At 35.4% G+C, this 10,989-nt stretch carries 11 protein-coding genes; 7 read left to right on the forward strand and 4 right to left on the reverse strand.

The features are described 5' to 3' along the window. Positions 1 to 360: 360 nt before the first annotated feature. The 6 genes from GO685_RS01345 (at position 361) to GO685_RS01370 (ending at position 4,954) form a co-directional block, all read left to right on the forward strand. Complete coding sequence (locus GO685_RS01345; protein ID WP_175937234.1) at positions 361 to 1,086, forward strand: F0F1 ATP synthase subunit A; 726 nt, start codon at positions 361 to 363, stop codon at positions 1,084 to 1,086. A 63-nt stretch (positions 1,087 to 1,149) separates the two neighbouring features. After that, complete coding sequence (locus tag GO685_RS01350) at positions 1,150 to 1,377, forward strand: F0F1 ATP synthase subunit C (RefSeq protein WP_168455548.1); 228 nt, start codon at positions 1,150 to 1,152, stop codon at positions 1,375 to 1,377. Position 1,378: 1 nt separating this feature from the next. After that, positions 1,379 to 1,858 (forward strand): F0F1 ATP synthase subunit B family protein, encoded by a 480-nt coding sequence (locus GO685_RS01355; protein WP_175937235.1) that lies wholly within the window; start codon positions 1,379 to 1,381, stop codon positions 1,856 to 1,858. An 8-nt stretch (positions 1,859 to 1,866) separates the two neighbouring features. Then, positions 1,867 to 2,343, forward strand: coding sequence for a hypothetical protein (locus GO685_RS01360; protein WP_175937236.1), 477 nt, complete (start codon positions 1,867 to 1,869; stop codon positions 2,341 to 2,343). A gap of 5 nt (positions 2,344 to 2,348) precedes the next feature. Next, positions 2,349 to 3,965 (forward strand): glycosyltransferase family 2 protein, encoded by a 1,617-nt coding sequence (locus GO685_RS01365; RefSeq protein WP_246226326.1) that lies wholly within the window; start codon positions 2,349 to 2,351, stop codon positions 3,963 to 3,965. Continuing rightward, complete coding sequence (locus tag GO685_RS01370; RefSeq protein WP_175937237.1) at positions 3,938 to 4,954, forward strand: COX15/CtaA family protein; 1,017 nt, start codon at positions 3,938 to 3,940, stop codon at positions 4,952 to 4,954. Before GO685_RS01365 ends, GO685_RS01370 begins: the two co-directional genes overlap by 28 nt. Here GO685_RS01370 and GO685_RS01375 read toward each other — a convergent pair. Next, positions 4,928 to 6,916 carry an ATP-binding protein gene (locus GO685_RS01375; protein ID WP_175937238.1) on the reverse strand — a complete coding sequence of 663 codons (1,989 nt, stop codon included), beginning with the start codon at positions 6,914 to 6,916 and terminating at the stop codon, positions 4,928 to 4,930. The genes GO685_RS01370 and GO685_RS01375 overlap by 27 nt on opposite strands. Before the next feature lie 123 nt (positions 6,917 to 7,039). Next, entirely contained in the window at positions 7,040 to 7,717 is a 678-nt protein-coding gene (locus tag GO685_RS01380; RefSeq protein ID WP_175937239.1) for a hypothetical protein, read from the reverse strand. 160 nt (positions 7,718 to 7,877) lie between these two features. Between GO685_RS01380 and gltX the strand changes: the two genes are divergently transcribed. Continuing rightward, complete coding sequence (gltX, locus tag GO685_RS01385; RefSeq protein WP_175937240.1) at positions 7,878 to 9,239, forward strand: glutamate--tRNA ligase; 1,362 nt, start codon at positions 7,878 to 7,880, stop codon at positions 9,237 to 9,239. Between the two features lie 690 nt (positions 9,240 to 9,929). Here the strand turns inward: gltX and GO685_RS01390 are convergent. Beyond that, the gene (locus tag GO685_RS01390; RefSeq protein WP_175937241.1) at positions 9,930 to 10,268 is read right to left on the reverse strand and encodes a hypothetical protein; all 339 of its coding nucleotides are present in this window, start codon (positions 10,266 to 10,268) and stop codon (positions 9,930 to 9,932) included. Beyond that, positions 10,231 to 10,881, reverse strand: a complete 651-nt coding sequence (locus GO685_RS01395; protein WP_175937242.1) for a hypothetical protein — start codon at positions 10,879 to 10,881, stop codon at positions 10,231 to 10,233. The genes GO685_RS01390 and GO685_RS01395 overlap by 38 nt, the downstream gene beginning before the upstream one ends. Positions 10,882 to 10,989 lie beyond the last annotated feature (108 nt).

Raw genomic sequence — 10,989 nt, forward strand, 5'->3', positions numbered from 1 at the left:
AATTTCTCTATTTGTAGCTAAGTTAAACTACCAGTTTTTGCTACATCTTTCCTTATTTTCTCATGATAAACTTTTTTCACAGAGACTAGCTGTGTTGAAGATAACCTTCAAAAAGATTTGTCTATCAACAAAATTGAATTTGATCATGAAAGTGATAACCCTACTATAAATGTGAAGTTTCAAGCTGCAACCGAAACAGATATTTAGGCTATCAAAGATAGTATTAAAAATTGTGGTTTGAAAGTGAAGTGAGTAAAAAAGGCTCTGTGCTACAGAGCCTATATCATCTTAACTCTTGACTTTACCTTATAAAATTTATACTTTATTTACTGTTGCAGTCTAAGTTTATAGGGTTGAAATATGGCGTTAAATCCGCTAGAACAGTTTAAGATACATACAATAGTAGAATTACCCAAACTATTTGGGCATGATATAAATTTTACCAACTCATCTCTTTTTATGATGATTTCGGTAATATCAGTTATATTCTTCTTGCTCTTAGGAATAAGGAAAGGATCAGTAATACCAGGATATTTGCAGGCTGCAGTTGAGTGTGTATACGATTTTGTTATTTCAATAATAGAAAGTAACACTGGAAGCAAAGGCTTGGAGCACATTCCATTGATATTTACAGTATTTATTTTCACTTTGTCGTGTAATTTAGTAGGCGTTCTTCCTTATAGTTTTACAGTTACAAGTCATGTGATAGTTACTTTTGCCTTATCGATGGTAGTTTTTACTTATACAACGGTTGTTGGATTCAAAGAAAGGGGAGTAAAATTTTTACGCATATTGCTGCCTGAAGGCACTCCGTCATGGCTGGCGCCCATGATGGTTTTCATTAAGCTATTTGCTTACCTGGCAAGGCCTGTAAGTTTATCAATAAGGCTTGCAGCAAATATGATTGCAGGTCATACAATTATCAAAGTAATAGCAGGGTTTATCATGGATATGCACGTGACTTTAACCCCTATACCGTTTTTATTTATAATCACATTAATAGGATTTGAAGTATTTGTTGCAGTTTTGCAAGCTTATATATTCACCTCTTTAACGTGTGTATATTTATCAGATGCAGTAAAATAATTGACTTTATCTGCAGAACATTTTATAATTAATATCGTAAGGAAATGGTTAAAGGTAATATATATGGATTTAGTAGCTTTAAAGTTTATAGCAATTGGTTTAAGTGTGCTTGGTATGCTCGGTGCGGGCCTTGGCGTAGCAAATATATTTTCTACTATGTTAAGTGGGCTTGCAAGAAACCCTGAATCAGAGGATAAAATGAAAAAATATGTCTATACAGGAGCAGCTCTAGTTGAAGCAATGGGGTTATTTGCATTTCTGCTTGCACTACTATTAATATTTGTTGTTTAATATGCCACAACTTGATGTTTCAACTTACTTTTCTCAGGTTTTTTGGTTTTTAATTTTTTTCTCTTTACTTTTTTTTGTAGTAAGTTGCCTATTTTTGCCAAAATTAGATGAAATAATAAACACTAGAAGTAAGAAGGCACTGGATTCTTTTAATAGTTCCGTCCACCTTCTAAAACTTATAGAAAACCAGACTGTTAAATATAACGCGGCTTTAAACGAAGCTAGGACGCAAGCAAAAAAGGTTATAGATAATGCACTTATCCAAGTAGAAGAAATGAGAGAAAGTGTACAGGATATATTAGAAGAGGAAGACAAAAAAATGAGCAAATTTGTTGAAGAAGAAGTAGCAAGGTTTAAATCTAAGTACACTGATGAACTAAAGCGAATAGCTACTGGTATTGCCTTAATTTACTACAGTAAATTGACCAATTCTGAAATTGAAGAGGAGTTTGTTGCTAGCTTGGTATCTAAAGAATTCTAGAGGTTTTTATGTCTACGTCACTGATTGTCGGTCTTGCTTTTTTGGTAGGTTTTACCCTTTCATCTAAATTACTAAAGAAGGTGATAAAAAACGTTCTTAACAATAAGCGTAACAATAGCAAACTTACGAATGAAGAGGTTGAAAAATTCAGAAGAGATATGTTGGAGTATTACAAAGAGTCTTCTGAAAAATACAAAAGATTAGATGCAGAAGTTAATAAAATGATGAATGAAGCTCTTGATAAGGCTAATAGTATCATTAAACACAGTAGACAGCAGCTGGACCAGACGTTAGATGATAATACCCTTTCCCATTTGAAGAAAGTTACTGACCAAGTTGAAAAAACCATTGGAGATTTACAAGCTAATACAGCAAGCATAGCCGCTGACGCTGTAAAAAAAATAATACAGGAACACAAGAATGATAAGCGCAGCGGCGAGGTCATATCTTCACTTTCACGTGATTTAAATAAAAAATTGCATTAGATTTAATGCAACAGCTGTCTATACTTCAAGCTAATGATATAGAAAAAATCAAGCTTGACTCCAGTTTGTGTAAAGAGCAAGAAAAGTTTTTTTACTACAAATTTAATATAGTTCCTTGGCAAAAATTAAATAATACTACTTTTTTTATGGTTGAAGATGCGAGTCAAGATATCAACCATTGGATCAAGGCTAACTACGGTGATGGCTGTGTACTAATAGAAGCAGATGGTGAACAGATTTTAGATTTTCTTAACTCGCACTTTGGTATTTCAGAATTTGCAAGCAACCATTTATACCATAAAAGTCCTAATTTTTCAGCCAAGAATATTAAACTAAGTTCAATATTTTTTGCTTCTTTCTTTATTATAACTTCAATTTTAACACTAACAGAGAAGTATACATACTTTGCTTTGATGTTGATATTTATAGTTGGATGTTCTAGCTATTTGTTCAAATTTATAACTACAGCTTTTGGCTTATGTGAAACCTACAACCGAAAAATAGATTATGATAAGATAAACGAAGAAGATTTCCCTATATATACAATTTTATTGCCTGCCTTTAAAGAAGGTGCAGTGATAAAGCAATTGATTAAAAGCATTGAAAGTTTGGATTACCCAAAATCAAAATTAGATGTGAAGCTTCTGATAGAAAGTGATGATCAGGGAATGCTCGCAGCTATAGAAGAACATACCTTACCGCAATATTTTGAAGTGATAAAAGTGCCTCATTCCCTACCTAAGACAAAAGCTAAGTCATGTAATTATGCCATGAGCTTTGCCAAAGGAAGGTATGCAGTAATATATGATGCAGATGATAAGCCAGATCCACTGCAATTAAAAAAAGCATTGGTTGAATTTAATAAGGGCGACGGTAAGTTAGCCTGTGTGCAAGCAAGATTAAATTATTACAATTATAATTACAATTTTCTGACGAAATCCTTCTCTTTAGAATACATAAGCTGGTTTCAGTACCTATTGCCTGGATTCCAAAGAATGAATATGCCGATACCTTTGGGTGGTAGCAGTAATCATTTTTCAGTAGAAATTTTAAGGAAAGTGCTTCTCTGGGATGCTTATAATGTCACTGAAGACGCTGACCTAGGTTTGAGACTTTCACACATGGGATATAAAACTAGGATTATTGACTCAGAAACATTGGAAGAATCACCAACTACTTTGTTTGCCTGGATTAAGCAAAGAGCGCGTTGGATTAAAGGTTATATGCAAACTTATGTTGTCCATCTAAGAAATATAAGATCACTTTATAGATACAATGGACTCAAAGGAATTCTGTTATTGAATCTTTTTGTTGGCTCGGCAGCCTTGATATTTTTCACTACTCCATTTTTATTGCTTTCATTAATGTTCACTCAAGTTTTAAATGAATTGTTTTTGTCCTACTTTGTAGTGGTATACGTTACTAACCTGATTCTCTTGGCAGTAGCGATCAAGCAGCAAAAGATGCCTTTTTACTTTTATGTAGTATCAATATTCTTCCCTGTCTATAATCTGCTACACAGCGTTGCAGCTTTTTTCGCCTTGTGGGAATTTATCATTCATCCTCAGCGATGGAACAAAACTCAGCATGGTTTATGGAACAAAAGCAATCAAAATCCGTAGTTATTTGGCTCTTCCTTTGCTCTGTCATGGTAATCCTTATGGTAGGAATTGGCGGGTTTACCAGACTTTCAAAAGCAGGATTGTCTATCACAGAGTGGAAACCCATTACTGGAGCATTACCACCACTGGGTGAGCAAGACTGGCTACAAGAAAAATCGAAATATGAGACTACGCCTGAATATAAAACATTTAATTATGGGATGAGTATGGGGGAGTTTCGCACTATATATTTAATAGAATATGTACATAGATTGGTTGCAAGGCTAACAGGTTTAGTTTTCATCCTACAGTTTGTATACTTTATATTTAGAAAAAGAATAACTAAGAAGGCAGTAGTAAGGCTATCTATAGCACTATTATTTGGAACGTTACAAGCTCTCGCTGGTTGGTATATGGTTAAAAGTGGTCTGATAGCTGAACCTCATGTTAGCCACTATAGGCTTGCACTTCACCTACTACTAGCATTGGCTATTTTTGCATTATTGTCGTACCAATTTTTTGATTATCAAATCAGGCCAAAGCAGACTAAACTTAAGATTAGCGGCAACACTATACATTACACAGGAACAATCTTAGCTCTAATTGTAATACAAATAACTTTCGGGGCGTTTGTTGCGGGATTAAATGCTGGTCTAATTTACAATACCTTTCCACTAATGGACGGATATATCATTCCGGAAGACTTATTCTTTTTACAGCCTACATGGCTAAATATCTTTGAGAACAGAGCAACAGTGCAATTTATACACCGAGTACTGGCATTGCTGATATTAGTTCTGACAGTAATACTCACAATAAAAAATGCCGGTGTAAAACCGGTATATGTCATGCTGTTCTCTGTCCTAACTCAAGTAATTTTAGGAGTCATTACTTTATTGCTGCACATACCAATAGCCATTGCTATAGCTCACCAAGTGTTTTCATTCATCTTATTTGGATCAGGTTTATATTTCTTATGTTATTTAAGAAAGAGCTGTATCCAAAGCTAATACCACATCACCAGCCTGTATATTTTTTCCTTCTTGAACGGGAATATTTTTTATTACCATTTCTGATTCAGCGCATATGATATTTTCCATTTTCATCGCTTCTACAACAAATAAAGATTGCCCTACCTCTACCTGATCTCCAACATTTACGTGTAATTTAACTAATAAACCAGATATTGGAGATTTTACGGCATCTACTGAGATCCCCTCTGTTTCGTTATTTAGCATTAACTCACTTAGCTTAGCTACATGAAGTTTAAATACACAGCACTCAGCTTGCATCCCAGCATGTTTTATAAAGTGTTTACTGCCTTGTCTTTCTACTTTAAGTGTTATATCGTTATCATTGTTAGTTGTGATACATAGCAACCTGTAACTCGATTTCCACTTACCACTTATAGAATATGCATTATGATTGTATATTGTTGTTAATGTATTATCTTGATACTTTGCGTTTACAGGATACTCATTGTCATTTATTTTCACTACAAGCGCTTCATCTATTGATTTATTGTAATACCTCTTCTCATTTCCCAAATGAACATATAACGTGGCGAAAATAAATATTTTAATATACTCTTCTGTAATAAAATCACCGCAAAACCCACTTGGATAATGGTCTGGAATGAATCTCGTGTGGAGTTTTGCTGCAATAAAATTTGGATGATGAAAGATGGATTCTAGAAATTCTATATTGTTTGTCACTCCCCCTATATAACATTCAGATAAAGCTTTTTGCATTCTGCTGATTGCCTCTATTCTATCTTTTCCATATGTCACCACTTTTGCAATCATCGAATCGTAAAACATGCTGATTTCTGAACCTGCAGCAACTCCATCATCTATTCTTACATAATCATTTTCATCTGGTTTGTCGTAGTATTTTATTCTTCCGCTGGAAGGAAAAAATTTCTTTGATGGATCTTCAGCACAAATTCTGCTTTCTATTGCAGAACCGGTAAGTTTAATATCATTCTGACTGAATCTTAATTTTTCTCCACAGGAAGTTCTGATCATTTCTTCTACTATGTCTATTCCAGTTATAAATTCTGTTACCGGATGCTCAACTTGCAATCTCGTATTTACCTCAAGAAAATAGAAGTTCTGGCTCTGATCTACAACAAACTCAACAGTGCCTGCTGAAAAATAGCCAACTTGCTTTGCCAAAGAAACACATTGGGCATACATTTCTTGTCTTATCTTCTCACTGATAAACGGGCTTGGCGTTTCTTCTATTATCTTCTGATTACTTCTTTGTACTGAACATTCCCTCTCTCCAAGACACACTACATTGCCATATTTATCTGCTATGATTTGTATTTCGATGTGCCGCGGTAACTCTATATATTTTTCTATAAAGATACTGCCATCCTTAAAACTCTTCTCTGCTTCGTTTGTTGCTGATGTAAATGCTAGTTCAATTTCCTTTTTGGAGTTTACGATTCGCATGCCTTTACCACCACCGCCTGATGCAGCTTTCAGCATAACGGGAAAACCAATCTCCTCAGCAACACTGGCTGCATGAGCAGCATCGTTGATCTTGCCCATGTATCCTGGCACTACATTCACTCCAGCTTTTCTTGCGGATTCCTTTGCTGTTATCTTATTTGCCGTAACTTTTATTGTTTCTACACTTGGGCCGATGAAATCTATATCGTATTTTTGCAGAGCACGTGGAAAATCTGGATTTTCTGCTAAAAAGCCATAACCAGGATGAACTGCCTGTGCACCGGTTTCAACTGTTACTTCGCATATTTTTTCGATGTTTAAGTAACCGAGATAAGCAGGTGAAGGGCCAATGTGCCTTGACTCATCCGCTTGTCTTACATGTACAGAATTTATATCTGCATCCGAATATACGCTCACGCAAAATATGCCCATTCTGCGAGCAGTCCTGATGATCCTGCAGACAATTTCCCCTCTGTTTGCTATTAAAATCTTACTGTACTTCTTTTCTGTCATTGTGTAAGTATACTTTCTTAAGAATCACTCTTAAGAAAGTACATTTCTATATCGTTGCCTGCAAGTGATTTCTATCTCCGTTAAACAATAGCTGTTGGCTCCTTATTGTTGAAAAGGCTTTCATTACCAACCAACCTCCATTGGAGTGCTTACACTATTCAAGTCATATATTTCACCACATGCTTTGCCTGACAGATATCCAAATCCACCAGAAGCTATTGTGGCCATTGAAGCCAACGCAAGATTTTGAGAACACAAATACAGAAAATATAGAGAAAGACACAAAGCAGCAACACATGCTATAGCTCCTACTATATATAAACATAGGTGGAATTTCTTATTACATATAAGACTTCCTTTTATACCTGCAGTTTCTCTTACTTCCTTCTTGACTTCCTTACTGACCATATCAAGAGGAGTCATTTTGTGAATATTTAACGCACATCTGTTACCTAAGGCATTTCTGACGTAACTTTTGACACTTTCTGATTTTTCTTTTGTTACTTTTCCCGAATCCAAATGCTCAAATATTCCTCTTACTACTTTCAGCAGTATCCCCATCCTTGCTGCTATATGAAATGGATTTTCATGAATTTCCTCATTGTATTCCAACAAACGGACATTATGTTTAACACTTTTCTTGAAAATAAATAAAAATTTTTCAACGTTTCCTGTTCTTGCAGCTAAATGCAAGAGATTATCCATCCGCATTATTTGTTTTGTTTTATAAAATGGACCAGTATAACGCCAATTGATACTACCCTTATTATTTGAGAGCAATTCTGCTATATCTTTACCCATAACATACCCCTCTATATTTAACCAGCTTTAAATTATATAATATAAATTATGAAAAGTAAACATAATTTTATCCTCATACAACCAGTAATTTAGAGTAATTCCACATTGTTGCAAGCATAAATTTTAGCTATCATCGTTTACATTACTGTAACAAACGAATATGTCAGGTGTAGTCACTAGATTTGCTCCATCGCCAACGGGGTTTTTGCATATTGGTGGGGCTCGTACTGCTTTATTTAATTGGCTCTATGCAAAGCATCATCGCGGAAAATTTTTGCTGAGGATTGAAGACACTGACAAAAAGCGTTCAACACAGGAGGCAATCGATGCGATAATAGATGGGCTAAAATGGCTTGGTGTAAGCTATGATGGAGAAATAATATACCAATCAAAAAGAACAGAGCGGCACGTTGAAGTTGCAAATCTCCTTGCTCAGAAAGGCAAAGCATATCACTGTTATTGCTCTGAGGATGAAGTTGCAGCAAAGAAGGTAAAAGCGAGAGAAGAAGGAAGGATATACAAGCATAAGTGTACTAATGCAACACCGGGCGTGAAACCTGTTGTCCGCTTTAGAGTGCCAGACTCGCAAGATATTGTTGTTGATGATAAAATATACGGCCAAATTAAAGTAAACAGCGAGCAGCTTGATGATATAGTGATCTTACGTTCTGACAACACTCCAACATATATTTTTGCGGTAGTGGTTGACGATCATGATGCCGGAATAACTGATATAATACGTGGTTCTGACCATCTCACTAATACTTTTAAGCAATTACTAATATACCAGGCTCTTGATTTTGATATTCCACGTTTTGCGCATGTACCGCTTATCCATGGAGAGGATGGGAATAAGCTGTCCAAAAGGCACGGTGCTGCAAGTGTTTGTGATTACGAGAAGATGGGAATATTGCCTCAGGCGATGCGTAACTACCTGCTCAGACTTGGCTGGAGTCACGGCAATGATGAGATCATTAGCGATGAGCAAGCGATGGAGTGGTTTAATTTAGAAAACACCGGTCGTTCGCCTGCACGGCTTGATTTTAAAAAATTGGAGCATTTGAATAACCATTATATCAACAACATGAGCAATGAAAATATTCTGCCTCTAATGCTTGGGAAAAGTACTCTAGCTGAGAAGAAAAAGAGCTATTTACTGCAGGGACTAACAGAGCTAAAAAAAAGAGCAAACTACCTAACCGAACTGCTCGATTTAGCGCAGTTTTACGTCAAAGATCCGCCACTTGATTTAAGTGAAGAAGCTGAGCGAATTGTCAAATCTAACCTCAATATAATCAAGTTACTTGCGTCATTTCTCTCAAATATCGGTGATGAAAGCTGGAATAAGAGCTTTTTGTCCTCTCAGATCAAGGAATTTTCAAAATTGCATAGTGTGAAAATAAGCGATGTTTACCACTCATTACGGGCCCCAATAACTGGGATAATGGATGCACCTGGAATTATCGATATAATGGTAATCCTTGGTAAGGATGAGTGTATAAGGAGGTTGCAATCAATTTAAATGAAACAAAAAAACTGCTTGACAAATCTCACCAACCCCCTTATAATGACATTGAAGCTATTCATTTAGCTTCAATCTGTGCAGATTAAACGACAAAAGTATCACGGTTAGCGTCTTATGTTTAATTTTTTGCACTATGTGCACCTTATGTCTTTATTAATTTTACCTAGACTTCTAGGTTTTTCCCTATACAAGCTGAAACGCGCTTATAAGTCGTTCAAGACAGTATAGTACGCCAATTTGCAGGATTAGAGAGTGAGCAACTTCTACCACGGGATTTCTTTTGTCTTTTTTTCTGCTTAGTAAATTTCTTAAGCATTAAGCTAAGGTTAGTTGCGGTTTAAAAGCAGCTAAATTGCAGCGTTTAAGACTAAAAAGATGCCAATATTTTTGAACAGATATTGACCAGGGTTTCTTTTGCTTTTTTTCCTCGCTTGGTAAATTTTTTAGATATTTATGACTAAAATGGTATCCTGGATCCCAGTATCAAGTACTGGAATGACAAGAAAAGGAGTACTTGGATGACATCACAGGGGTCGGAATGACGGAAGGAGGAGCTACTTGGATGATACCGTCTGCTACGAAAATTACCTACAAATCATAATGTTTATACAAATGTGCTTCTCAACCTGACTATGTGAATATTTATAATTAACTTTTTACAGCCTTATTCTGAAAGTATACCAAATTTTAACCCCTCGAAGCTATTCTTACTTCCTTTTGCGGTGGCTGAGAAATTTGCATGGAAGTGTATGGAACACACGGTTGCTTAATAACCTCATTTGTAGATATACTACTATTCCTTTCGAAACTCTTACCTATAACTTCTGCAACGACTTTTCCTCCTAAAAAACAGTTTGGCCCTAAACTTTTTTTCTCCTCATTTCCTAACTCTTCAAACCTTGCTTTGCTTTCCTCATCAGTAAACTTCACTTTTATTTCATTACTATTTTCCTCACTACAATGTAAACAAATACCGATCTTTCCTGCTCTAGAAAGACATTTCAATGCTACCTGAGATATCTGCATAGTTTCTTTTCCCTCCTTCGACTTTTTCAATTTTTACCGCACTTTCTCCGATCTGTAATATACAAACTCTTAACTCTGGGTCTTTTATTTCTTGATTATTTGTGATTTGCGCAGGTTCAACAATACTATCTTGTGCACATTTAATATAAAAATACCCATTATCTATTATGTTCACTTCCAGTCCATCTTCTTGAGTGTGCTCACTTTTGTTTAAAATACTTTCATATGCTACATTTTTGAGCTTACCTTCAACTTCCTTATATTGTCTATTAAGATCGCCCTCAAAGTTACTAGTTACTTGTTCTATCGTACCATTACCATGGTAGAAATCGTATCTTATTTTTCCACCTCGCAACACTAACTTACTAGTGATATGTTTTATGATGTTTAAACTTTTTTCAGATAATTCATTTTCGTCATCACTGTCTTGATCATCAAAAGTGTAAGAAAATCCATATTGTCTACTCACTGTAGGGCAACAGGATATTACACTGAGAGCATCTAATACTTTCACAAATATGAAATTTGTTACAGTTTTATCCTCGTCTCCGCAGCTTAAATTTAACCTCAGTCCTTGTTCTAGTCTCTGTGAACAAAATTTTAGAGAAGCCATATGAGAGAACTAACGAGGTTTAAAAAACCCATAAAAACCTCAGCAGTCTTGTCAAATCGAGAAAAAACACCTCTAAAGTTCTTGATTTTTCCAAAGAAGCATTCAATC

The organism is Wolbachia endosymbiont of Madathamugadia hiepei (assembly GCF_013366855.1).
Taxonomy (GTDB): domain Bacteria; phylum Pseudomonadota; class Alphaproteobacteria; order Rickettsiales; family Anaplasmataceae; genus Wolbachia.

What these genes read in the sequence shown, in the direction of transcription:
- GO685_RS01345 (WP_175937234.1), top strand. Translation starts at nt 361, where the DNA reads ATGGCGTTAAATCCGCTAGAACAGTTTAAGATACATACAATAGTAGAA.
- GO685_RS01350 (WP_168455548.1), top strand. Translation starts at nt 1,150, where the DNA reads ATGGATTTAGTAGCTTTAAAGTTTATAGCAATTGGTTTAAGTGTGCTT.
- GO685_RS01355 (WP_175937235.1), top strand. Translation starts at nt 1,379, where the DNA reads ATGCCACAACTTGATGTTTCAACTTACTTTTCTCAGGTTTTTTGGTTT.
- GO685_RS01360 (WP_175937236.1), top strand. Translation starts at nt 1,867, where the DNA reads ATGTCTACGTCACTGATTGTCGGTCTTGCTTTTTTGGTAGGTTTTACC.
- GO685_RS01365 (WP_246226326.1), top strand. Translation starts at nt 2,349, where the DNA reads ATGCAACAGCTGTCTATACTTCAAGCTAATGATATAGAAAAAATCAAG.
- GO685_RS01370 (WP_175937237.1), top strand. Translation starts at nt 3,938, where the DNA reads ATGGAACAAAAGCAATCAAAATCCGTAGTTATTTGGCTCTTCCTTTGC.
- GO685_RS01375 (WP_175937238.1), bottom strand. Translation starts at nt 6,916, where the DNA reads ATGACAGAAAAGAAGTACAGTAAGATTTTAATAGCAAACAGAGGGGAA.
- GO685_RS01380 (WP_175937239.1), bottom strand. Translation starts at nt 7,717, where the DNA reads ATGGGTAAAGATATAGCAGAATTGCTCTCAAATAATAAGGGTAGTATC.
- gltX (WP_175937240.1), top strand. Translation starts at nt 7,878, where the DNA reads ATGTCAGGTGTAGTCACTAGATTTGCTCCATCGCCAACGGGGTTTTTG.
- GO685_RS01390 (WP_175937241.1), bottom strand. Translation starts at nt 10,268, where the DNA reads ATGCAGATATCTCAGGTAGCATTGAAATGTCTTTCTAGAGCAGGAAAG.
- GO685_RS01395 (WP_175937242.1), bottom strand. Translation starts at nt 10,881, where the DNA reads ATGGCTTCTCTAAAATTTTGTTCACAGAGACTAGAACAAGGACTGAGG.